17 protein-coding genes and 1 pseudogene are annotated in these 23539 nt (G+C 56.1%); 12 read left to right on the forward strand and 6 right to left on the reverse strand.

All coding sequences use genetic code 11. The annotated features are described in order from the left end of the window. The 5 genes from VI25_RS14695 (at window position 1) to VI25_RS14715 (ending at window position 7261) form a co-directional block, all read left to right on the forward strand. Window positions 1-588 (forward strand): PKD-like domain-containing protein, encoded by a 588-nt coding sequence (locus VI25_RS14695; RefSeq protein WP_055562613.1) that lies wholly within the window; start codon window positions 1-3, stop codon window positions 586-588. Beyond that, a complete protein-coding gene (locus VI25_RS14700; protein ID WP_055562614.1) occupies window positions 567-2855 on the forward strand; it encodes a gliding motility-associated C-terminal domain-containing protein in 2289 nt (762 codons plus the stop codon). The genes VI25_RS14695 and VI25_RS14700 overlap by 22 nt, the downstream gene beginning before the upstream one ends. Window positions 2856-2938: 83 nt before the next feature. Further along, complete coding sequence (locus tag VI25_RS14705; RefSeq protein ID WP_045688061.1) at window positions 2939-5296, forward strand: erythromycin esterase family protein; 2358 nt, start codon at window positions 2939-2941, stop codon at window positions 5294-5296. Window positions 5297-5457: 161 nt separating this feature from the next. Further along, window positions 5458-6810 carry a 23S rRNA (uracil(1939)-C(5))-methyltransferase RlmD gene (gene rlmD, locus VI25_RS14710; protein ID WP_089332904.1) on the forward strand — a complete coding sequence of 451 codons (1353 nt, stop codon included), beginning with the start codon at window positions 5458-5460 and terminating at the stop codon, window positions 6808-6810. 76 nt (window positions 6811-6886) lie between these two features. Next, complete coding sequence (locus tag VI25_RS14715; protein ID WP_045688060.1) at window positions 6887-7261, forward strand: hypothetical protein; 375 nt, start codon at window positions 6887-6889, stop codon at window positions 7259-7261. A gap of 75 nt (window positions 7262-7336) precedes the next feature. Here VI25_RS14715 and thiL read toward each other — a convergent pair. Continuing rightward, window positions 7337-8367: pseudogene (thiL, locus tag VI25_RS14720) on the reverse strand (thiamine-phosphate kinase). A gap of 303 nt (window positions 8368-8670) precedes the next feature. On the opposite strand from thiL, the gene VI25_RS14725 reads away from it, so the two are divergent. Next, the gene (locus VI25_RS14725) at window positions 8671-9018 is read left to right on the forward strand and encodes a hypothetical protein (protein ID WP_055562615.1); all 348 of its coding nucleotides are present in this window, start codon (window positions 8671-8673) and stop codon (window positions 9016-9018) included. After that, the gene (locus VI25_RS14730) at window positions 9018-9257 is read left to right on the forward strand and encodes a hypothetical protein (RefSeq protein ID WP_055562616.1); all 240 of its coding nucleotides are present in this window, start codon (window positions 9018-9020) and stop codon (window positions 9255-9257) included. Before VI25_RS14725 ends, VI25_RS14730 begins: the two co-directional genes overlap by 1 nt. Before the next feature lie 244 nt (window positions 9258-9501). Here the strand turns inward: VI25_RS14730 and VI25_RS14735 are convergent, their stop codons facing one another. After that, window positions 9502-11247, reverse strand: coding sequence for a M3 family oligoendopeptidase (locus tag VI25_RS14735; RefSeq protein ID WP_045688058.1), 1746 nt, complete (start codon window positions 11245-11247; stop codon window positions 9502-9504). Window positions 11248-11405: 158 nt separating this feature from the next. Beyond that, entirely contained in the window at window positions 11406-12503 is a 1098-nt protein-coding gene (locus tag VI25_RS14740) for a ferredoxin--NADP reductase (protein WP_055562617.1), read from the reverse strand. Between the two features lie 222 nt (window positions 12504-12725). Here VI25_RS14740 and VI25_RS27020 point away from each other — a divergent pair, with 222 nt between their 5' ends. Continuing rightward, a complete protein-coding gene (locus VI25_RS27020; protein WP_236705068.1) occupies window positions 12726-13058 on the forward strand; it encodes a hypothetical protein in 333 nt (110 codons plus the stop codon). Then, entirely contained in the window at window positions 12986-13411 is a 426-nt protein-coding gene (locus VI25_RS27025) for a peptidoglycan DD-metalloendopeptidase family protein (protein WP_236705069.1), read from the forward strand. Before VI25_RS27020 ends, VI25_RS27025 begins: the two co-directional genes overlap by 73 nt. Before the next feature lie 57 nt (window positions 13412-13468). Here VI25_RS27025 and VI25_RS14750 read toward each other — a convergent pair whose 3' ends face one another. Continuing rightward, the gene (locus VI25_RS14750; protein WP_072144830.1) at window positions 13469-14686 is read right to left on the reverse strand and encodes an ABC transporter permease; all 1218 of its coding nucleotides are present in this window, start codon (window positions 14684-14686) and stop codon (window positions 13469-13471) included. A gap of 51 nt (window positions 14687-14737) precedes the next feature. Between VI25_RS14750 and VI25_RS14755 the strand changes: the two genes are divergently transcribed. The 3 genes from VI25_RS14755 to VI25_RS14765 all read left to right on the forward strand — a co-directional run bounded on the left by VI25_RS14755 (window position 14738) and on the right by VI25_RS14765 (window position 17653). After that, window positions 14738-15988: an exo-beta-N-acetylmuramidase NamZ domain-containing protein gene (locus tag VI25_RS14755; RefSeq protein ID WP_045688056.1), complete on the forward strand. Its 1251-nt coding sequence runs from the start codon at window positions 14738-14740 to the stop codon at window positions 15986-15988. Window positions 15989-16139: 151 nt separating this feature from the next. Further along, window positions 16140-17114 carry a methionyl-tRNA formyltransferase gene (gene fmt / locus VI25_RS14760; protein ID WP_055562618.1) on the forward strand — a complete coding sequence of 325 codons (975 nt, stop codon included), beginning with the start codon at window positions 16140-16142 and terminating at the stop codon, window positions 17112-17114. A gap of 53 nt (window positions 17115-17167) precedes the next feature. After that, a complete protein-coding gene (locus VI25_RS14765; protein ID WP_045688054.1) occupies window positions 17168-17653 on the forward strand; it encodes a dihydrofolate reductase in 486 nt (161 codons plus the stop codon). 104 nt (window positions 17654-17757) lie between these two features. On the opposite strand, the gene VI25_RS14770 is transcribed toward VI25_RS14765, so the two are convergent. Further along, a complete protein-coding gene (locus VI25_RS14770; RefSeq protein WP_045688053.1) occupies window positions 17758-22308 on the reverse strand; it encodes a C25 family cysteine peptidase in 4551 nt (1516 codons plus the stop codon). Window positions 22309-22385: 77 nt separating this feature from the next. Beyond that, window positions 22386-23483: a PorV/PorQ family protein gene (locus tag VI25_RS14775; RefSeq protein ID WP_052695122.1), complete on the reverse strand. Its 1098-nt coding sequence runs from the start codon at window positions 23481-23483 to the stop codon at window positions 22386-22388. Between the last annotated feature and the right edge of the window lie 56 nt (window positions 23484-23539).

The raw sequence follows: 23539 nt of genomic DNA on the forward strand, positions 1-23539 counted from the left end.
GTGAACCCAGCCGCCGTAGCAAATGCGGGCAACGCTCAATCGGCTTGCTCCGGCGCGGGTATCACCTTGGGTACCGCCGCCCTCACGGGGTACACCTACAACTGGAGCCCCGCGGCTGGCTTGAGTAGCACCACCGCGGCTCAGCCAGTTCTCACGCTGACTAACGCTACTGCTACGGCCCAAACCTACACCTATACGGTAACGGCCACTACCGCTCAGGGCTGCTCGGCTACGAGTGCCGTGACTGTTACGGTAAACCCGCCCGCTGTGGCACAGGCTGGCCCAGACCGCACGACGTGCTCCGGCACGGCCGTAACGCTGGGTGCTGCTGCCCTCACAGGCTACACGTATAGCTGGAGCCCCGCGACTGGCCTGAACAACCCTTTGGCCGCGCAACCTTTGCTCACGCTAACTACTGCTACCTCGGTGCCGCAGACAGTGAGCTACATTCTGACGGCTACTACTGCTCAGGGGTGCACCAACCGCGACACCGTGCGCATCACTATCAACCATCTGCTACGGCTGCTGCTGGGGCTAACCGGGCCGTATGCTCGGGTGAAACAACAGTGCTGGGCGCAGCCCCAGTAGCGGGGTACACGTATAGCTGGAGCCCCGCTGCCGGGTTGAATACTACCACCACGGCTCAGCCAACCTTTGGCCTACCAAACCTGACGGGCACCGCTCAAACCTACACGTACACGTTGACGGCCACTACGGCCCAGGGCTGCTCCAGCACTAGCACCGTGACGGTGACAGTAAACCCGGCTGCCATTGCCCAGGCTGGTCCCGATGTAGCCCTGTGCGACGGAAAACGCGTAACATTAGGGGCCGCCGCACGTGCGGGTTACACGTACAGCTGGAGTCCGGCCGCCAACCTGAGCAGCACGTCTACCGCTCAGCCTGTATTCACGGGTGTGAACACGACGCAGGCCCCCCTGACGCTAACGTATATTCTGGTAGCTACCTCGGCCCAAAGCTGCACAGCCCGCGATACGGTGCGCATCACGGTGAACCCACGCCCCGCATTGGATAGCATTCAAGGTAGCCGCTCCGTGTGCCCCACGGTGCAGGGCGTAGCTTACGCTATTCGTAACCCACGCGCCATGGCGTATCAGTGGCTTGTAACGGGCGGTACTATTGCCAGCGGGCAGGGCACCAGCGCTATTACGGTCAACTGGGGAACGGCCACTACTACGGCTTCAGTGCGCGCTTTCCAGCTCAATGCCTTCGGGTGTTCGTCGGATACTTTTACGCTGCCGGTGCGGGTAAACCAGCAGTTGGCTACCGCTACGCCCACTGGCCCGCTACGCGTGTGCCAAAGCGGCGGCCCCTTCACGTATCAGACCCAGTATACCAATGGCTCGGTTTACGCCTGGCAGATTATCGGCGGTACCCAGGTCAGTACCAACCAAGCCTCGGTACAAGTAAACTGGACCCAAGCCGGGGTAGTGAAGCTAGTAGTAACGGAGTCGAGCAACCCGGCGGGCGGCGTGTGCCGCGGGGTTAGCGACACGCTTTATGTGACGGTGCTGCCTGCACCGGCTACGAACCTAGCCATTACGGGTCCCGATCGGGTGTGTGCAAGCACGAGCACTATCCGCTTCTCCTTGCCAGGTACTTCTACATCTTCCTACGCTTTTGCCCTGAATGGCGCTGCTGTCAGCGGCACTGGCAATACCCTGACGCTGCCTACCCCTGCTGCCAGCGCTACCCCCTACACGCTTACCATCCGTGAAACCAATGCCAACGGTTGCCAGGGTCAGGTATATACAAAGACCTTCCTAGTAGTACCGCCGCTGGCCGTTATGGGCCCACTTAGCTACTGCCCCGAGGCGCGCACACGCCTGACCTACACGGCCACTAGCTTCCCAGGCGGTCAATACCAGTGGACCATTGCGGGCGGCACCATCACGGGTGGCCAGGGCACCAATACCGTAACAATAGATATTCCAGCTGGTAGCGCCACGGCTACGCTCTCGGTTACGGAAACCACTAGCGCCAGCTGCGCTGCTACCGTCACCATCCGTCCTGATAACGCTACGGTGGCGCTGACTACCGCTTCGGTAAACGCGGCGGCCCAGGACCGCAGCGTAACGCTAACCCTGGCCGTTCCTAACAACACGGGCAACAGCAACCAGGTCCAGATTCGGCGGCGAGTAGCGGGTAGCACGGGCGCCTACGTCACCGTGGGCACGGTAGCCAACTCGGCTACCAGCTTTACCGATGCCGGTGCGGACGCCGATACCTACGCCTACCAGTACCGCCTTGACCTCACCAACGCCTGCGGCACGGTGCTCAGCAGCCAAGAGCATACCACCATCCTCACCAAGGCCGTGGCCACCCAGAGCACGGGCCGCCGCGACGTAGGCCAAGTAAGTCTAACGTGGTCGGCGTACGTGGGCTTTCCAGTGCAGGAGTACCGCATCTCGCGCGTGGCTGACAATGGCGTAACGGAGCAAGTAGCAACGGTAAGCGGCACTACCCTAAGCCTGAGCTTACCTACCAGCACGGCCGGTTTCAACCAGTGCTTCCGAGTGCAAGCCATCAGCACGGAAACCAACCCGCGCACGGCGTACTCCAACGATGCGTGTGTGGCGTTTGAAAACAAACTGGGCTTCTACAACATCATCACGCCCAACGGCGACGGCAAGAACGACGTGCTGGTCATCGACAACGTGGCGCTCTACCCCAGCAACACACTTACCATCTTCAACCGCTGGGGTAAGCAGGTATACCAAACCAGCAACTACCGCAACGACTACGGCGGTCAGGACCAAGGGGCGGGTATGTATTACTACCTGTTCAAACTTCGGGACGGCACTATCTACAAAGGCTGGTTTGAAATCAACCGCTAACCGGCAATAAGCTGTTAAAAAGCGCCGTTCGGGTATTTCTGAACGGCGCTTTTATTTTCTACTCTATCTCTTTGCTCTATACCATGCGGCTGCTTTACCTTCTGCCAGTGTTGCTGCTACTGCTGCCTAGCACTAGCCGCGCCCAGGCGCGACACAATCTCAATTTCGAGCCGGAAGCCAACCACCACCAGCCCTTACTACTATGGATGTGGGGTACTCGCGGTGCTGCAACGCCTAATGATGCCAAGCTACGGCGTGTTGATACGCTCACACGGGCGGCGAGTGGTCGAGGCAGCCTACTCATTGATGTCAGCCAAACCGAAGAACCCGTATCGGGGGCCGTATCTACTAGCATTACCCCCGTCGATTCGCTGCGGGGGCAAACGGTCACCATTAGCGGGCAGCTCCGCACCCAGCAGTTTGTGGGTAAAGCCTACCTCTATGCTTATGCCCAAACCAATGTTGCGGGTGAAAACCTAGCTGGCAATGATAACTTCAGCTCGCCTGCGGCCCCGCTAACCTCTGGCTGGCAACGGGTGCAAATTCAGCTTCCCGTACCCCAGGCCACTACCAATTTGCGGGTTGGGCTGCGGTTTCAGGGCCAGGGGCGGGTATGGCTGGATGATGTGCGGGTAGAGTGGAACAACGGCCAGCAACGCTACCACGACCAGTTGCTACCAGGCACTGAACCCCTGGTGCTCACGGCTGCCGCCCGCCGTCCTAATTGGGACTTCGAGCGTGCATTTCCTCCGTTGCAAGATCCTCGATACCAAGCACGCCTCGATTCACTGACCCCAGCGCAACATGGCAAACGCAGCCTCCACCTGACCGCAGTGGGCCCTGGGCGTTCGGTTGGCTACCTTGGGCAAGTGCCCCTTGATTCGTCGTTGCGAGGTAAAACCCTAGTGGTGAAAGGCTACATACGAGGTAGTAGCAAGGCTCCGGGCGCTGCCTTTGCTTACTGCCTACTAACCGAAGACAGCCGATTTGGGCCACGTTGGGGCAGCGCAGATGCCGTACGCGAATTGCCCCTACCTCCCGAGGGCGGCCCAACCGTCGATTGGCAACCCTTTGCGGTGGCCATTCCTATTACGTGGAATAAATTCGTTACGCAGGTAGCATTGGGTATGAGCCTCCACGCGGGTACATCCGTGTGGGTTGATAACCTGCAACTGCTCGTTGATGGCAAGCCGTACGCACCACCTGCCGACCCCGCCGCCGTGGCTCTCCCTACCGCCACCGAGCTGGCCTGGCTGCGCAAAGCGGCCCTCCCCCTACGCACGGTGATACCCGACGACGGCGACGTGAAGGACTTGGCACCCTTCGGGGCGCTAGTAACAAAAGCGCAGATAATTGGCCTAGGGGAGGTCAGCTATGGCTCCCGCGAAATTGCGCAACTGCGTCACCGCCTCACCCGCTACCTCATAGAGCAGAAAGGAGTACGCACTATTGCCTTGGAAGCCGACAGAGCCGTTTGTCTGGCGCTGAATGACTATCTGCGAACTGGCCAGGGAAACCCACGCCAGCTACTCGGCAAAATGGGCGCTTATAATTCGGCAGAAACCCTGGCGCTGGTGCAATGGCTACGCGCGTTCAATGAGCGGGCTGCTGTCAAGGTGCACGTGGGCGGCCTGGAATGCCAGCTTCCCTCCGAAACCATAGCGAACCTCCGAGAGCTACTCCCCAGAACCGCAACGGCTTTGCATACCCAGCTAGAGCAGCTCGGCCAACAGCTCCAAGCCTTACCCGGCGCGGGCATTCGCCTGAATCCGTTTACGGAACCAACCAAGACCGACCCGCGCCTGACCCTTGTCCGGACTACACTGCAAAACGTGCGCGCCGGCTTGGAAGAGCGGGTACGGTTGCAGGCTGGCGGCGGGCTTATGCTTGAGGAAGCAGCCATTCAGCAGCAGCTACTGCTAGAACTAGAGCAATACGTGACGCTACAAACCCTCGACTTGGAGCTGGCACCCACCTACCGGGCAACGTCGCTGGCCCAGAACATTCATTGGCTGCATAGCCAGCCCAACAGCGCTACCCTAATAGTATTGGCTCACAATCATGTGCTAGATGCCACCGCCACTACTGGCCGCTTGCTGCGCGCTACCTACGGCCCCAACTACGTTGCCCTAGCATCGGCATTTGGCAGGGGCAGCTTTCGGACAACTGCCCCCCAAGGCCGCTTTGCTATGGCCGAAGCCGCTACGGCCGAGCCCGGCAGCTACGAGTATTACTTCCGGACGGCTACTACCACCCCCGTTCTACTAGACTTGCGCCATCCTAGCCTCTCCCCCGGCACGCAGTGGCTCTACCAAAACCTTCTGTTGCGCGACGTAGAGCACACGGTACCCAGAAGCACGTTTTTGCGGCATGACCTCCGCCGGGAGTTCGACGCCCTGCTTTATCTACCAACTTCCACGCCGTTGCGCAGCATTCCCTAACGGCTGGGCAGTGAAGCGGCAACCGACTGAGGGAGTAGTACACCCCAGGAAATCCGTGTCGCCTTCATTTTCCGTCTGAATCCGTGCGTACCTTTGCTGGCGTGAGTAAAGCAGCTAAAAAAATCCCGGCGGACGCGCTCCGCAACATTGAGATTCAGGACATGGTGGCGGAGGGCAAGTGCATTGTTCGCCACGACAATCTTGTCATTTTTGTAACCCAGGTAGCCCCCGGCGACGTGGTGGACCTACGCATCACCCGTAGCAAAAAAAACTTCTTGGAGGCCGTCCCTACGCACTTCCACAAGTACTCGGAGCTGCGCGTAACGCCCTTTTGCGAGCATTTTGGGGTATGCGGAGGCTGCAAGTGGCAGCACATCGGCTACAACACCCAATTGCAGTACAAGCAGCAGCAGGTGGAAGACACCTTGCAGCGCATTGGTAAAGTAGCCATACCACCTGTGGCACCCATTATGGGGTCGCCCGCCCAAACCTACTACCGCAACAAGCTGGAGTACACCTTCAGCTTTATGGGCTGGCTGACAGAAGCGCAAATTCAGGACGAGACTACGGAGTACGACCGGCGCGTACTGGGCTTCCATACACCAGCCCGCTTCGACAAGATTATTGACGTTAACCACTGCTGGTTGCAGCCCGACCCCAGCAACCAGATACGCTTGGCTATTCGCGACTATGCGCGCGAAAACGAGCTCCGCTTCGGCAACATCATCAAGCAAACAGGTCTGCTTCGCAACCTCATCATCCGCACGGCCAACACCGGCGACCTGATGGTGATTCTGCAGTGCTACCGCCAGCACCAAGCCATCGAGCCGCTGCTGGACTACATCTACGAACGGTTTCCGCAGATTACCTCCCTCAACTACGTCCTCAACGACAAGGGCAACGAAACCTTCCACGACTTGGAGGTGGTGTGTTACAAAGGCGAGCCCTACATTCACGAGGAAATGGAAGGTTTGCGCTTCCGGGTAGGCCCAAAATCGTTTTACCAAACGAACTCCGAAGGCGCTTACAACCTTTACAAAATCACCCGCGACTTTGCCCAGCTTACTGGCAATGAACTGGTGTATGACCTCTACACCGGGGCTGGCACCATCGCCAACTTTGTGGCTCGTCAGGCCAAGCACGTTGTAGGGGTAGAATACGTGGAGCAAGCCGTTGCCGATGCCCGCATCAACTCGGCAATTAATGACGTGACCAACACGGAGTTCTACGCCGGCGACATGAAGGACGTACTTAACGCCGACTTCATTGCCCAGCACGGGCGCCCCGATGTAGTTATCACCGACCCTCCCCGCGCCGGCATGCACGTTGACGTAGTAGCCCGCCTACTGGAAATGCGTGCTCCTCGCATCGTGTACGTTAGCTGCAACCCCGCCACCCAAGCCCGCGACTTAGAGCTGCTTGACGAAGCCTATCAGGTGGTGAAAGTGCAGCCCGTGGATATGTTTCCCCACACCCACCACGTAGAGAATGTGGTGTTGCTGGAGCTGAAGTAAGGAAAAGCCATTGTTTTAGGTCTTGATGGCAATCAATTAGTGTTGAGAAGACTCGTAGAATAACTACATGAGCACAATGGACTACACCAACGACCCCGAGTTGAACGGAAAATACCTCGGCACCATCACCAAGGATTTTGCTACCGTTTCTGATACGCTGAAGGAAGCTTCCTATCAAATCCGCAAGCGTGAGATTTCCAAGCACCCCGTCTTCATCTTTGCGCGGCAGGAGGTGCCCCTGGGCCGCCTGCTGGTAAACGCAGATGAGCTAAACTTGGAGTGGCACGTTTTCGCTAGCTATGCCGAGATGCTGGTGCAGCAACGCGTAATTGGAGCCGAAAGAATTGAAGATTTCCAGCAGACCTACAAAGACCCCGACGAGTACTGCTGCTTGTTTGTGCTTGACGAGGAGTTTACCAACTTCGTGTACATCCCCTACCCGGAGGATTAGCAGGATGCCCCAAAACGCCAACAGCTCACCGACTTTCTAGCGAGTCGGTGAGCTGTTGGCTTTATAAGGAGACGCCTACCCGAAATGCTGGAAGCCTTGCGCGCGCAAGGGCACGGGCTGGCCAGCTTTGGTAATGAGGTTGGCTCCTTCACTACGGTCTACCATGTGGCCGATGATGGTGATATCGGGGTGGTTCTTGATTTTGTCGTGGGCAGTAAGCGGAATGGTGAATAGCAGTTCGTAGTCCTCACCACCATTGAGCATGCACATGATGGGGTCGAGGTTGAACTCTTCGGCCACCTCCAGAGTGGGGTTAGCAATAGGTAAGTTTTCGGAGAAGATACGGGCGCCGGTACCACTAGCCTGGCACAAATGCAGCACCTCCGAAGCTAGGCCGTCCGACACGTCAATCATGCTGGTGGGCACCACACCCAGGTCGCGCAGCTCGTGCACTACGTCCATTCGGGCCTCAGGGCGTAACTGGCGCTGTAGTACGTAGGGATATTTGCCAAGCTCCGGTTGGGTTTCGGGGTCGGCTTGCCAGGCTTGCTTCTCACGCTCTAGGACTTGCAAACCTAAAAATGCGCCGCCCAAATCGCCCGTCACGCACAGCAGGTCATTGGGACCCGCCCCGCTCCGGCGCACCGCTTTCCCAGCTTCTACCTGCCTAGCGCCGTGATACCAATGGTGAGGCCACCGCGACTGGCCGTGGTGTCGCCACCTACTAAGTCTACATGGTAGGCCTCGCAGGCCAGGCGCATCCCTTCGTACAGCTCCTCCACGGCTTCCACCGAAAAGCGCGCTGGCAAGCTGAGTGCTACCACCAGTTGCGTGGGCGTGGCATTCATAGCGGCTACATCCGATACATTGACTGCAACGGCCTTATAGCCGAGGTGCTTCAGGGGACAGAAGGTGAGGTCAAAATGTACACCTTCCACCAGCAAATCGGTGCTCACTACTACTTCTTGCCCAGCCGGCGGGGCTATAATGGCCGCGTCGTCGCCGATGCCCAGGATGGTGCTAGGCTGTAGCTGGTGCACGGTGTTTTGAATCCGGCGAATCAGGCCAAATTCGCCTACTTTATCTAATGGAGTGACGTCGCTCATAAAATGACGGAGGTTGCAGAATGGTCAGGTCTTGCTACTAGCCCAGAGGCAATAGGCAAAACGTACGTGGGTTGCAAAGGTATGCATCTGGGCTGGTGCACGCTTCAATCATACGGTGTATAGCACCGTGCCGCAGCAGCTACCAGGAAATCCTTAGCCGGCGCAGATCAGCAAGTCTAGTCCCCGGCCCGTTTATCTGAGTGCGGAAAATTATACACGCGCAATGGCAGCATTTTCGCCACTATTGATTGTTTTTGCAGTCAATTTCGTTGGCTCATTGCACAATTCCCTACTGGTTAAGACATGAAGCATATTTTTTGGTTGTTGCTGGTTTGTACTTTGGCAACTACGAGCTGTAACCGCACGCCCAAGGTCATTGATCCTGCTTCGGCGGCGGCCGTGAAAGTGCAGGTAGATATTCTGCGCGATACCGTTCAGGCGCGATGGACGGAGATGGTAAGCAGCGACGATGCCAAGCTGCAAGACTTGCGCCACGTACTGACTGCGCTGGAAGGGCAGCCCGGCACCAACCGAGCCCAATTGCGTGACTTGCAACGAGCCAACAGCCGGCTGAAAACCCTCCGCTACGACCAAACCACCATGCGGAGTCGGCCCGGATTGATGCCTACGATACCGCCCAGGACTCCCTGATGAAAGTGGTGTACCAGCTAGCACTACCCGCAGGCAGGGAGCCCGCTCCCGCCGTCAAGATGCTTACTGACCGCATCCAGGACGCCGATGTGAGCCTGATTAGCTTTCGAGTGCGATACGACCAAGCGGCCACTCGGTTCAATAATTACCTGCAAGTGCATGCCACAGAACTGGCACAACTGGGCGGGCAGTATAGTAAGCTCAAGCCCTTGCCCGTGTTTACCTTGCCAGTAAAGTAGCGGTTAGATGCCCTAGAAAAACACTCCCCAGCCCGGCGGAGTGTTTTTTATTGCTGTATATCAATACTTTATGATATTACAAAAAGACCATGCAACGTTTGGGGCATCTTGGGGCTCATACAGACAAAATCATTCATCTATTATTCCTTTCCATCCTTCGTTTCGGTTGTTATTAAGGTATACACTATAAAGAAAGGGCGGCTGGGAATATCCCAGCCGCCCTTTTTGTTGCGCTACGTTTCGCTTAGAGGCGAGCCATCTCGTCGTGCACAAAATCGGCGAGAGTGCGCAGGTATTCGGTCGAGAAGTCGAACCGAATACCTGCAGCGGCATAAATTTCCCCAATAGGAGCCGTATAGCCCAGCGCCAATGCCCGTTTATAGGCTTCTAGTCCTTGCTCGGCATCTTGGCGGTAGTTGCGCCATACGGCAATAGCACCTAGCTGCGCCATTGCGTACTCAATGTAGTAGAAGGGCACTTCGTAGAGGTGCAGTTGCTTCTGCCACAGATAGGGCTTGTAGTTTTCCAAGCCTTTCCAGCTTACCGTCCGTTGGTTGAATTCGTCGAATACTGCTGTCCAGCGCTGGTGGCGTTCCTGCTCCGTATGCTGGGGGTTCTCGTACACCCAGTGCTGGAACTTATCAATAGTTGCTACCCAGGGGAAGGTTTCCAATACGCTTTCCAGGTGGGTTTTCTTGGCCCGGCGTAGCTCATCAGCATCCTCAAAGAACACGTCCCAATGATCCATGCTCATCAACTCCATGCTCATCGAGGCCAGTTCGGCCACTTCTGATGGTGGGTGCTTGTCGGCTCCCAAGGGTAGGCGCCGCGTCAGGAAACTATGTACAGCGTGGCCGCCTTCGTGCAGCATAGTCACCACATCACGCAGGGAGCTGGTGGCATTCATAAAGATGAATGGCACGCCGGTTTCGTCCAAGGGGTAGTTGTAGCCACCAGGTGCCTTGCCCTTACGCGACTCCAAATCGAGATGTCCCATCTGACGCATTGTGCGTAGGCAGTCACCTAGGAAAGGATCTAGTTCCTGAAATACCGTTATCGTCTTTTCGAGCAGTTCCTCGCCCGTTTCAAAGGGCCGCAACGGAGCCTTGCCCGACACGTCAACGTCCAGGTCCCAGGGCCGAAGCTCAGGCAGCGTCAGGTCTTGGCGGCGTTCCAGGTCCAAATCGTCAATCAGCGGTACTACCGTCTCGCGTATGGCCCGGTGGAAATTAAAGCAATCCTGGGGAGTGTAATCGAAGCGACCCAATGCCGCAAACATGTAGTCGCGGAAGTTTGAGAAGCCCGCGTTCAGGGCCATTTGGTGGCGCAACCCAATCAGCTCCGTAAAGAGAGCATCAAGTGGTTTCGCATCCTGGAGGCGGCGATTCTGAATGGCACGCCAGGCTTCTTCCCGCACAGCACGGTCAGGGCTTTTGAGGCGGTCGGCGGCACGGGGCAAGGTTACTTCTTCGCCATCAAGCGTTACAGTCATAGCACCCGCAATGGCGGCATACTGCTGCTGCTTAGTGCTAATGTCAGTTTTGAGCGGAATATTTTCGGCCCGGTAGATATTCAGGGCCTGCCGCACTGAGCGAATAAATACGCGGTAGCGGGCGGGGTCCAAATCCGGTAGAAATTCCGACCCAACCATTTTCTCATTTAGGGCGTGGTCGTAGGGTGCTACGTTGGGCTCTATTTCGCTTACGAAATACTGGAATGCCTCGGAGCGTCCCTCGTCTTGCGTGTCGCACGTCATGCGGATGTAGCGCCAAGCCAAATCCTCACTCAACACAGATTCTAGTTCTGAGCGGTCGAGTAGCCAGCGCTCCAGAGCCTCCGCCGAAGCGACCGGCCGGTCGCGCAGTTCGACAAAAAAAGGCTCAAGGGATGCCCAATCGGTTACGCTGAATTCTTCGGGCAGGTATTGCCGGGGCGGACGCTGCGTGTCGGTGGCCAAATCGGCAGCAGTGGCGGAGGAGTAGAAAGTCATAAGAAGGAAGATACGGGAAGCGCGAAGAAAAGTAACGCTGCAATAAGGTAGAAAATGCATCTACCCCGCAGAAAAGCAACGAAGTCAGCAACGGATACAATCCGTGCAGCAGCCGTTGTGCTTCTCTACGGGGTAGAACAATACTTCGGGGCAGATGTCTACCCTATTTCAATCACGACGTCGCTCGTTAGCGGGTGGCTCACGCAGGTTAGTACGTAGCCCTGGTTCAGCTCGGAATCCGACAAGCCCTCGCGCTCATCCAAATGCACTTTGCCTGAGAGGCACTTTCCGCGGCAAGCGGTGCACAAGCCAGCCTGGCAGGAGTATGGCAAGTCGATGTCTAGGTCGAGAGCAGCCTCCAGGATGGTTTGGTTGGGCTCGACGCTAAACTGGTATTCCGAGCCTTCGTAGTTGACGGTGACGGTACGCGTAACAATAGTGCCGTCATCCTCGGCGGCCGAAACGTCGCCGTGGCTGCCAGCGGCTTCCGTAGCATCGGCTGCGGCCACAAAGCTCTCCCGGCGAATACGGCTAGCTGGCACGCCCAGCAACTCCAGCGCTGATTGTGCTTCCATCATCATCCCATCGGGGCCGCAGAGGTAGTACTCGGCTTGAGCAGCCGGGAAGGAATGGCGCTGCTCCAAAATGCGCAGGAGCATGGTGCGGTTGAGGCGGCCCGTGTGCTGGTGCGCCGTAATGGGGCCTTTAGGCTGGCTATACACGTGCTCAATCTGGAAGCGGCTGGCGTATTGCTGCTCCAGTTGGCGCAACTGGTCCCGGAATATTACCGATTCTTCATTGCGGTTGCCATACACCAGCAGCACGTGGCTCTGGGGCTCTTCTCGCAGCACCGCTTTTAGCATACTCATCAGAGGAGTGACCCCAGAACCAGCTCCTACCAGCACCAACGACCGGGCCGAGTTGGGGGCCGTTTTGAGGGTAAAGTTGCCCAGGGGTGCCATTACTTCCATCTGCTGGCCTACGCGCACCGTATCCAGCAGATAGTTGCTCATAAGGCCACCCACCACGCGCTTCACCGTCACCGACAAGCGAGGAGCTTCGGCGGGCGTGCTGCTCAGGGAATAGGCACGGCGTTCTTTCTTCCCGCCGGGTCCGCAGGGCAAAATCAGCGTCAGGAACTGACCAGGGTCGCTGGCTACGGGCTGGCGGTCGGGTCGCTCCAGGTGAATGGTAATGGTGTCGGGCGTTTCTTGGGTAAGGGCAACGACGGTAAGCGTGAGGTAGGGACTGCTCATATATACTACAGGAACGTGGCAGGGGCTTGTGTGATTGGGCCGCAAAAATACAGGATAATGTGGCGTATGCTTTAGCTTGCGGTGCATTAGGGCAACGTGTAAAATTTACGCCCGTAGTTCGCTCGTGGTTTTGCGGGCGGCCTACCCCAGTTCTAAGCCCTTGCTCAATCAGACCTAAACACTTACCCTGCGCTAACACCGCGCCTCCTTCCTATTTATCCTATGCTAGCTTCGCTACTTGAGCGCCACCAGCACGAGTTTGGCCCGGTACTACCCGTCGACCTGAACGCCCCAGATGTGGCCCGCCTCGATTTTACCGCCGCCAATCCGCTGCTAGAAGATGCCGATCTGCGCGACACCGCCGCCTTCGAAGCCTTGGTAGTCCGCTTGCTAGAAGCACAACAAGCTCACATTGGCGTGGGCGGCTACCTCGAAAACCGAGTTATCTACCGGCGCAGCCCGATCTGTTCGGGGACCCCGCCGTGCCCGCCCGTTCCCTGCACCTGGGCGTGGACGTGTGGTTGCGGGCAGGCACTCCGGTACTGGCGCCGCTAGATGCCGTGGTGCACAGCGTGCAGGACAATGACAACTTTGGCGACTATGGCCCTACCGTCATCTTGCAGCATCGCCTCGAAGACGCCACCTTCTACACGCTATATGGCCACCTTAGCCGCCGCGAAACCCTACTCCTGCGCCCAGGTATGACTGTTGCCAAAGGGGAAACATTTACGGAAGTAGGCCCCGCACCTGAAAATGGCGACTGGCCTCCACACCTGCATTTCCAAGTTATTGCCGACATGCTTGGTTTAGCGGGAGACTTTCCAGGAGTAGCCCTGCCAGAAGAGCAAGAGAAATGGGCCGCTCTGTGCCCCGATCCAAACCTGATACTCCAAAGCCAGTGGCTATAAACAACCGACGCCTGCCCCTAAGTAGAGGCAGGCGTCGGTTGTTTATTGAACTTAGACTTAGTCGAACTTAATGGCCGTAACCGGCTTGATGCGGGCAATAAGATAGGTAGGAATCAGTACTGCCAGCAAAGAGGTAAGGAAGGTAGCGGCGTTGAGCACCAGGATAATGAACAGGTCCCAGTGAATGGGTACGCGGTCCATGTAGTAGTTCTCGGGATCCAGGGGGATGGGGTGGAAGAAGTACTGAATGGCGCAGAAGCCCAAGCCCACAATATTCCCGTACAGCATGCCGCGCATCGTCAAGCTGAGGCCTCGAAAGAAGAACATGCTACGGATCTGATTATCAGTAGCGCCGATGGCTTTCAGCACCCCAATCATGTTGGTGCGCTCCAAAATCATGATAAAGATGGTGGCTACCATGTTAAACGTCGCCACGAAGATGATCAGCAGCAGGAAGATAACTACGTTACGGTTCAGCAGTTGTAGCCAGTCGAATAGCTGCGCATACTGCTCGGTAATCTTGTCAAGCTTAAGATCGTAGCGCAGGTTTTCGTAGAGGTTATCGGCTACAATATCCAGGCGGCGGAAGTCTTTCAGCGTGACTTCCATACCGCCCACCAGAGAATCGGGCCAGCCAGCCAGGTCCCGCACCTGCCGGATGTCACCAATGACGTACACCTCGTCAAACTCATCGAGGCCAGTCTGGTAAATACCGCGCACGGTGAAACGACGCACGCGGGGCGGATTTTGGATAAAGTAGAACTGGGCATTGTCGCCGGGCTTGAGGCGCAGCTTGTCGGCTACCTTGCGCGAAACCAGCACGTCGTTGCTAGCTGAGGAATCAGGGAAGGACAAGAACTTACCCTCCACCAGGTTCTTCCGCATCGACGACTGGCCATTTTTCTCATCAATGCCCTTCAGCACCACGCCCAGCACTTCATCCTTGGTTTTGATGATGGCGGTTTTGCGCGCGAAGGGCTGGAAGGATTTAACCTGCGGGTTACGCTTCAGTTCCTGAATCAGCTGTGGCTCACCAATGGGCTCTACTTCCAACGAATTGTTGGTATCGTACTTGCTAATTTGCAAGTGAGAGCCAAAGGAAAAGATCTTGCTTTGTATCTCGTTGCGGAAACCTTCGAGGATGGCAAACGAGACCACCATCACCGCTAGCCCCATGGCAATGCTGATGATGGCTATCTTTGTCACCGACGAAGTAAACGAGCCGGAATCGGCTCCCCCGTCAATTTTGTTAGATATGTACTGCGAAACGTTCACCGGCGTAAAGCTACGGTAACCCGACCAGTTTTCCAGCCCCTGCTTTCTGCCATGATTTCGGTCTTTCCCACGAGTCTGTTGAGCCTGGCGCTACTGCTGGCTGACTGCACCCACACACCCGCTACTACCCCACCCCAGGGCGGCGCTCCGCTCAGACAATCAACCACTTCCCCACCACAGGTGGTACTACCTGCTTCTTCGGCGGCAGCTACCCTACGCGTTGGGGCTGCGCGTTTCGACCGGTACCTGCCCTTGCTTAAGGGCAAACGGGTGGGCGTGGTTGTGAATCAAACGGCTCGCGTTGGGCAGGCTTTTCTCGTCGATACCCTCTTGGCAAAGGGGGTAGGCGTCAATGTTATCTTCGGACCAGAGCATGGTTTCCGGGGTGAAGCCGCCGACGGCGCTACCATCAAAAACGGGCGTGACCAACGTAGCGGCCTGCCGGCGCTGAGCCTCTACGGCGCTACCAAAAAGCCGACGCCAGACATGCTCAAGGATGTTGATGTGCTGGTGTTTGACATTCAGGATGTGGGCGTACGGTTTTACACCTTCATCAGCACCATGCACTACGTGATGGAGGCCGCGGCGGAGCAAGGCAAAGAAGTTATTGTTTTAGACCGGCCCAATCCTAACGGATGGTATGTCGACGGCCCCGTGTTGGAGGCCGCCCACAAGTCATTCGTGGGCATGCACCCCATTCCGGTGGTACATGGCCTCACGGTAGGAGAGCTAGCCAAGATGATTAACGGCGAGAAATGGCTAGCTGGTGGGCGGCAGTGCAAGCTCACGGTAATACCTGTGGAAGGCTATACACATGCTACGCGCTACGAATTACCCGTGCGCCCCTCTCCCAATCTACCCACGGCCCATTCAGTAGCTCTCTACCCAACCGTCTGCTTATTTGAGGGTACTGACGTGAGCGTGGGGCGGGGCACCGAATTTCCTTTTGAAGTTATTGGGGCGCCCACCCAGCCCGCTACTCGGCCGTTCAGTTTCACGCCGGCTCCTAACGCCGGCTCGCCTACCCCACCTCAAAATGGGAAGCGCTGCTACGGCCAAGATCTGCGCCAGACTGGCAACGACATCGGATTCTCAATGAAGTACCTGCTCGACTTCTACCAGCAGAGCACCGACAAAGAGCACTTTTTCGGTAAGTACTTTGAACAACTTACCGGGACCCGCAGCCTGCGCGAGCAGGTTATTGCGGGCAAATCAGAGCAAGAGATTCGGCAATCGTGGGAGCCAGCCTTGGGACGCTACAAAGCTCTGCGCAAAAAATACTTGCTGTACCCCGAGGCCTAACAGCACGCCCACGCAGTTTAGCCGCTGCCCTGTACCGCCTGCCGCTGAGCAAACCTAGTTCTTTGAAAGGAGGGGTAGGCTTTGCCCAGCGGCAGGTTTGCTCTGGAGCAGATGCTAACTCAGGGAAGATAGGTTTCATACTTTTGCGCCTATGACATCGACGCCTGATTCTCCACTCCGCATCATCTTTATGGGTACGCCCGAGTTTGCCGTGCCTACGCTCAACGCTCTCACGACTTGGCCGGGTTGCGAGGTAGTAGCTGTGCTTACCGCTCCCGACAAACCAGCGGGACGCGGCCGGCAACTACAAGAATCGGCGGTGAAGCAGGCAGCAGTGCAGCACGGCTTGCCCGTGCTACAGCCGACGAACTTAAAGGACCCTGCCTTTCAGGAAGAGCTCCGTAGCTACGCCGCCGACTTACAAGTGGTGGTAGCCTTCCGAATGCTACCCGAGACCGTGTGGAACATGCCGCGCTTAGGGTCCATTAATATTCATGCGTCGTTGCTACCGCAGTACCGCGGCGCGGCTCCTATCAACTGGGCACTCATGCACGGCGATACGCAAACGGGTGTGACCAGCTTCTTCCTGCAGCACGAAATCGATACTGGGAATCTGATCTATCAAGACACGGTAGCTATTGCGCCGGAAGATGATTTTGGCTCGCTCTATGAAAAGCTGAAAGTCGCAGGCGCGGCCCTTGCTTTGCGCTCCGTGCAAGCTATTGCGGCCGGCAACGCCCCCAGCATTCCGCAGCCGCAGCTACCAGAGCTACGCTCAGCGCCAAAGCTTCAGAAAGAAACCGGTCGGTTGGACTTCCAGCAGTCGGCGCCGACGCTAGCCAATGTAGTGCGGGGCCTTTCGCCTATTCCCACCGCCTTCACCCAACTACCCGACGGCCGCACGCTCAAGATCTTTAAAGCGCAACCCTTCGATGATGAGGATGCCAGCGGCCCCGATGCTACTGCGCCTGGCACTTGGCACACCGACGGCCGCAGCTACCTACGGGTGCAAACGGGCGACGGCCTGCTTGACTTGCTTGACGTACAACTAGAGGGTAAGAAGCGGATGGCCATACTGGACTTCTTGCGAGGTTTCAATACTAGTTCACTGGTGGCTCCGCAGTAATACCCCGCGGCCTTTCAGGGCCTGCTTCCACCATTTACCTTTTGCAATAGTACATGACCGCCTTAGTAGTAGCCGTAGCCGATAATGGCGTCATTGGGGGCGAAAACCGCCTGCTTTGGCACCTGCCGCTTGATTTACAACACTTTAAACAGCTCACCCAGGGCCACCCCATTGTGATGGGCCGGCGCACGTTTGAGAGCATCGGCCGCCCCCTTCCCAACCGCACCAATATTGTGGTCACGCGCCAGTTAGATTGGCAAGTCGAGGGGTGCCAGGTAGCTCATTCAGTGCCACAAGCCTTAGAAATGGCCCGGGCAGTAAACGAAGATGTCATGGTAATTGGGGGCGGTGAAGTCTATCGTCAAGCCCTTCCTGCCGCCGACACAGTATACCTCACGGAGGTACACTACGCCTTCGAGGGCGATGTGGTCTTTCCTGACCTCAACCCTTTGGAGTGGCGTGAGGAAACCCGGGAGCGACACGAGCCCGACGCGAAACATGCATATGCATTTAGCTTCGTAACCCTCCGTCGGCGGTAAGCTACTTCCTGAGCTTACTCTAGCCCTGGAGCCGTAAAAGCAAGAGTCCCGACCATGTACACGGTCGGGACTCTTGCTTTTTTGCATGACTATCTAACGCCGGACTAGCGCAGCAAAACGAGTTTGCCCCAGCCCTTTTTAAAGGCTTTGTCGCCGGCTGTGTCTCGGTGCTTAAAGGTCCCCTCGGCGTCATCGAGTATCACACGATACAGATACGTGCCATTGGCCAGCCGGTCACCGTACGTATCGGTACCATCCCAGGCGTAATCGGTGATATTATTACCAATCCGGAGGTTACCTAGCTCGCTCATCATTATTTCGCGCACTACCCGCCCCGTCAGCGTCATAATCTGGATTTTCATGTTACGCGGCAGCTCATTGCCCGTCAGCGTAAACACAAATTTTGCTTTGCTGGTAATGGGGTTCGGGTACGGATATACGTTGGTGATACCACTTTCACTGATGACCTCGAAGGTAATGCGGTAGGGCTCAGCACCCGCCAAATTGCCAGCACCATCTTTGCCCTGCACTTCCAATACGTATACCCCATCGGCCAGCTTTGTGTCCTTACCGAGCTGAATTTCTAACCGCGCCACGCCCTGGGCCGAGTCGGCCGCAAATACTACGTTGGCTGCGTTCAAGTTAAGGGCCGTGGTAGTAGTAGAATTGGGAGACGACAGGAACAGAGAGAAAGCCGTGCGGTCCTTGATAGGACGCAGCCGGTCCTGGTCGCGCAACTGCACCGTAATTAGCGGCTGAGACGACACGATATCACCGTTGAGGAGGTGACGGCCATCAAAAGCTACGTCAAGCACTGGAGGTGTATCTTGGCTTGCTACCTGGAAGGGCGGGAGTGCTTGCTCGTTGTTGAAGTAGTACAACTCAGGCTGGCGACGGGGGTTCAGCACCACTTGGCCCGACAGAGTGCCCGACAGGTCACGCACGTCTAGCTCTACTTGGTAGGTACGCTGGGAGTGTGCAGCCAGCGCCGGCCCGGTGAGGTTATAATACTTTTCGCGCGGCGTGGTAGTACTGTTGTCTGTGCGCACTACGATGTACGCTTTGAGCGGCGCCTTAAAAGCAAAGTCAGCTACGTTTTGGAATGTAACGGGTACCGTAATCTTACCTGTTTGCTGAGCTTGCTGCCGCAGTGTGGCGGCCGTGAGAGGCGTAGCGGAAGGCCGCACCACTCCTTCAGGCACTCCTTCGTACGTAACGAGCCACTGCTCTAGTTGAGGTGCTGGGCTGCTACCTGTACCACGCACTATGGCTCGCAGCTCCAAATACGGATACTGCTTAGCCGATATAGTGCTCAGGCTTAGGGCACGGCTGGTTACAGACGGATTCAGCACTACCGAGTTACCCAGGGTATCAATACCAGTGAGTTGCAGGGTGTAGCTGCCCGAGGAGCCAGCGCGAATTGTATGGTAAAGTGTTTCCCACTGCACCGCAGGCCCGATGCGCGTAGAGGTAATGTTGCCTTGCTGGCTACCAGCATCAAATGACCATTTGCCTCCGGGGGCGGCCACTGATACACCGGCCTGTTCATCACGCAAAAACTGTCCTACGTGGCTTTGCGACCATCCCCCTGTTGTGCGGCCATTGAGTACACGGAAAGAACTCGTTGCCCAATCAGCACTTTCACCCGTTTGCGGGGCCGCTAGCTTTACGCGCCAGTACCACACTACGCTATCTGGGTTGGCTACTACTGGCAACGTTACGGACCACTCTGGTACCATTACAGCGTTTACTGTGGTACGGCGCACTAAGTCACTCGTAAACGTCTGGACCGTGTCTAGCTCAAATGCGTATTCGCGGCTGGTAGTGGTAGCAATATTGTTTTGTCCGACTAGGCGGACGGACGTGGTACCCACAATACCGAATTCGGGAGGGCTCAGTGTCGTTACGCCGCCCTGTAAGAAGGTGTAGGTGATGGTGCCTTGGTTGTTCGTCTCATCCAGCTCATCAATCACATTATTGGGGTCCAGGTCTACTACAAATGTGTTGAGGCCACTGACATCCCCTAGGTTCAGATTGTTGAGGGAGATAATATAGGTCGTGTCGCGGCGGGCTTGCCGTACCGATACTAACGTGGGGAAGGTCTGAGAACCAATACGGCGCGTCACCCGAACCTGTAGCTGACCAGTTGTGGTCCGACCGGGGTTACGCACCGTCACGCGCAGGTCAACAGCAGCTGCGTTCAGCGGAATGTTAGTGGGTAGGAGTAAGGAGGCGTTGTTAGTTTGGAAGTCAGGCTTCAACGGCGCAAACAGACGGAAAGCGGGGTCACCTTGCCATACTGTGTTCATAAGGGTTGCTACTGCTGCCTGCGAACTAGCGTAACTGGGCTGCAGACGGCGAGACACTTCGTTTTGCACAGCAGCTACTGGCTTGCCATACCACTCTGGGTCGTTGAATAGCAGCGTGTACATCTGCGTATGCATCTCGTGCAAATCCTCCGGGAAGCCAAAGCTCGACTCGGATAGGAAACCTAGAAAACCTTTATCAGGAGCCAGAATAAAACGCTCACCAAAGGAGCGAATTGCTCGGAAGGCGTTACCAGCAGCGCATCCACTTACATACATCATTGGGTATTTGCCTTTGTTGGCATACCCGCTAGAAGCTACATCTATTCTGGCTAAGTCGAAGTCAAGTCGTTCCGGGTCACCATGACCAAAATAGGAGATAATAGATACTCCACTATTCAACTCCGCCGCAATATTCAATGGATGAGGAGTGCCAGTTCCTGGATAGTCGGAGCGCCGGTAAGTTCGTACTGCATTAGCCGCAAATGGTGGACGAAGAATAATTGCACTATACTCATCCACTTTGGCATTAAAGTCTCGATAGTCCAATGTGTCTTGACCACCCGCCATGTGTATAGCATTTCGACGCCATGACTCCAACCCGCCAGCTTCGTGTTCAATTATCTTGTTGAGGTAGGCCATCACCTCCAAAGAGTTCTTCGCCACCACCCGACCCGTAGCCATTTGAGCTACGTAGTTATTATTTTGCCAGTTGGCAGTGAAGAAGATATCTGACGCGCCACGGGTGCTCATTGGCACCAGATCTAGAGAAGATGCTGTATCTGTGGCGGTAATCCGGCAGCGGCTGTACTGCTTTGGATTATGACGGTGGTAGGTGCCACAATCATACTCGCCAATAACTAATCCTTTACCAAGCAAGAACAACGATTTCTCCCGCGTGCTACCAGCTAGCATCCATTGGGCAAACTGCCGGATGGCTAGCGGAGACTTTTCTCCATAATGAAATTGGTCATACAGCTGATCAGAAGTTACAACCAGGGTATCGTACCGGCCGCCAGTCGTTGAGGCCCGGTAGTCAGCATATGCCCGCACAGGATTCGCCACATTACCGACTGGCTTCATCAGCAGTTTGTGCGATACAATCAAGTAGTTGTGTGCAGAAGGAGTAATCTGCCGGAACTGAACCCGGCGCGCAACTCCAGGCACCAAAGGTGTGGCGGCATCGGCTAGCAGCAGGGCACGAGTGCGGCCGTTAGCGTTTGGAAACACATAGCTACGCTGCTGTCCAATGCCTGCTGTACCTTCTATACGTTGTATTGCGTACGGATCCGTAATGTCATACCCGCGCACTGTAGCTGGCAAGCTATCAAGCTGGTAGTATGCTGGTCCTGCTTGGGTAGAATCGTTAGCAAAATAAAGACGAGAAGTACCAGCAAACCACCGATTGGTTTGTGGATATACCAACCGTACATACCCTAACCGAATCAGTGGAGCAGGGTTAGGATTACCAGTAACAGGATTAAGGGCAACCCGAATACGAGCAGTGCCGCCCGTAATTTCGTTGCGCTGTAATGTATAACGTCCTTTTACCTTCCCTACCCCGGCAATCTGGAACGTACCTAGCTGCCTTTGCGCACCCGATGCGTTTAGCGCGTAAACTACGCCCGCATGTGTGGCCGTGGTAGCCCCTGCTATTAATAGCTCTACTTGGGGTTCCTGCCCCTGTGCTGCTACCGATTGCACTAGGTTCACTGGGAAGTCTCGCGAGCTATTAGGACTAATGTGCGCGCTTAAAAAGCCTTCGTTAGGCTCAGCCCACGGCTGAAATACGAAGGCACTCAGCTGAATATCGGTGTACCATTCCCCTAACACGCGCATTTCCGGTTTCATCCGGATGGCGTGGGGAGTACCAGTACCCGCTAGGTTGGAAGCCGCCATGCGCCGACCATTATCGGTAGCCGACCAGGTTAGGAAATAAGAAGCGGTATCGGTATACAAGCTATAGAACGGGTGTGCTTGGTCGGTAGCATTTTTGTACATGCCCCGGTCAAGCAGCCCATCATTACGTTGACCGATAAACTCAATGAAGGTAGTGGCATCTAACGACGTCTGATTGCCCCCTACGTGGATAGCTACCTCCCTCCCCCGACGCCACAACTGTAGGCGCTGTGGATTCACCCCGCTTATGCCCGCGCGAGTGAGATACTGGTAATCAAGGCGATACAGGCCATCCTGCGCCAATTTAATCTTGTAGTACTGCTGGCTGGGCACAATCCATTCGTTGCCGTACGGGCCTGATTGCGCCCGCGCAAGGCCGCTCCACAGCAATACGACCAGCAATAGCCAACGGTAGCGTAGTTGGGTTAACAGAGTGTAGGGTTGTTTCATATCGTACTATCGACGAGGTAAAAGCCCCTCTAGCCGCCAGCCTTATTCTAGACTGACCCTAGGAGTTTACCAATCAGTTATTTAAATCCGTAGCCTAGCGAAACAATAATGGAATTGGTCTGGGAGCGTTGGCCTAATTTCTCTACTGCCAGACGCGAAAGGGCCATATCTACGCGCAAACCGCTTAGTGCTACCCCCACTCCTAGGCTGGGCTGGGCCTTCCACTCTTCCTTGCCCGTGAAGGACTGAATCTGCTGCACGTTGCCGATACCACCCCGCAGGTATACAAGTTGTTTGTAACCAATTTCAACCCCTGCGCGAGGATCTAAGCTTACTACCTTCGAGGAAACCAGAGTATTGCGCTGACCATCGGTGTTTATTTCCAGGTCTACGGCGCCAAGCACAGTAAACTCGCCGGGCAATTGTACCTGCCGAGCAACCCCCAACACAAAGAGTGGCAGCGTAATCTCGGCGCTACTAGTTGAGATGGTGTCCACAAGTGATGCTGACCCGCGCAGTTTTTCGGCATCCACTGACCACACGTTGTAGGTGGTTGTAATGTCACGGGCCATTAAGCCCAAGCGCCACTTGTTGCGGGTGTATTGTACCCCAGCATCTACCCCAAATCCCCAGGCATTGGCGAAGTCGCCGATGTTGCGGTAGATGATCTTCGCGTTGGCTCCCACCTGCAGGCCCTCAATGTTGGCAATCTTGCGTGAATAGGATAGCAATACGGCGTAATCTGCTACTGAGAAGTAGCGGATACGCGTGTAGTCAACGTACCCATACTCATTATACAAGTCGCGCGTGTCGGCAATATCGTCCACACCCAAACGGAGCAGACTCACACCAATGGCGCTTTTATCGTCTAGCGGGGTAGAAAATGCTGCGTAGTCATTTTTTACGATGCCCGAGAACAGCTCAGAGTGCATCAGCACCGCGTCGTATTTATGCTTTTGGCCTACTAAGCCTGCGGGGTTCCAGTAGCCAGCCGTGGCATCATCGGCTAAGCTCACTTGGACTTTACCCATCCCTAAGGCCCGGCCCCCTACCCCGACGTTGAGAAATTCATTGCTGTATTTGGGAGTTTTATCCTGGGCGAGAACTGGAGAAAGAACGCCCATACTCAAGCCAATACCCACAGCTAGGGCAGCACAACGAGTAAAGTGGTGCATAGAAGTTAGAACAAATAATTCCGACGTGACATGATAAACCGCAGCAGGAACGCAAG

The organism is Hymenobacter sp. AT01-02, from assembly GCF_000961955.2.
GTDB lineage: Bacteria > Bacteroidota > Bacteroidia > Cytophagales > Hymenobacteraceae > Hymenobacter > Hymenobacter mucosus.

Coding starts and splice junctions, on each gene's coding strand:
- VI25_RS14770 (WP_045688053.1), bottom strand. CDS start 22,308: ATGAAACAACCCTACACTCTGTTAACCCAACTACGCTACCGTTGGCTA.
- VI25_RS14730 (WP_055562616.1), top strand. CDS start 9,018: ATGAAAGTGGTGTACCAGCTAGCACTACCCGCAGGCAGGGAGCCCGCT.
- VI25_RS14705 (WP_045688061.1), top strand. CDS start 2,939: ATGCGGCTGCTTTACCTTCTGCCAGTGTTGCTGCTACTGCTGCCTAGC.
- VI25_RS14735 (WP_045688058.1), bottom strand. CDS start 11,247: ATGACTTTCTACTCCTCCGCCACTGCTGCCGATTTGGCCACCGACACG.
- fmt (WP_055562618.1), top strand. CDS start 16,140: ATGACATCGACGCCTGATTCTCCACTCCGCATCATCTTTATGGGTACG.
- VI25_RS14715 (WP_045688060.1), top strand. CDS start 6,887: ATGGACTACACCAACGACCCCGAGTTGAACGGAAAATACCTCGGCACC.
- VI25_RS14765 (WP_045688054.1), top strand. CDS start 17,168: ATGACCGCCTTAGTAGTAGCCGTAGCCGATAATGGCGTCATTGGGGGC.
- VI25_RS14740 (WP_055562617.1), bottom strand. CDS start 12,503: ATGAGCAGTCCCTACCTCACGCTTACCGTCGTTGCCCTTACCCAAGAA.
- VI25_RS27020 (WP_236705068.1), top strand. CDS start 12,726: ATGCTAGCTTCGCTACTTGAGCGCCACCAGCACGAGTTTGGCCCGGTA.
- VI25_RS14755 (WP_045688056.1), top strand. CDS start 14,738: ATGATTTCGGTCTTTCCCACGAGTCTGTTGAGCCTGGCGCTACTGCTG.
- VI25_RS14775 (WP_052695122.1), bottom strand. CDS start 23,483: ATGCACCACTTTACTCGTTGTGCTGCCCTAGCTGTGGGTATTGGCTTG.
- rlmD (WP_089332904.1), top strand. CDS start 5,458: ATGGTGGCGGAGGGCAAGTGCATTGTTCGCCACGACAATCTTGTCATT.
- VI25_RS14725 (WP_055562615.1), top strand. CDS start 8,671: ATGAAGCATATTTTTTGGTTGTTGCTGGTTTGTACTTTGGCAACTACG.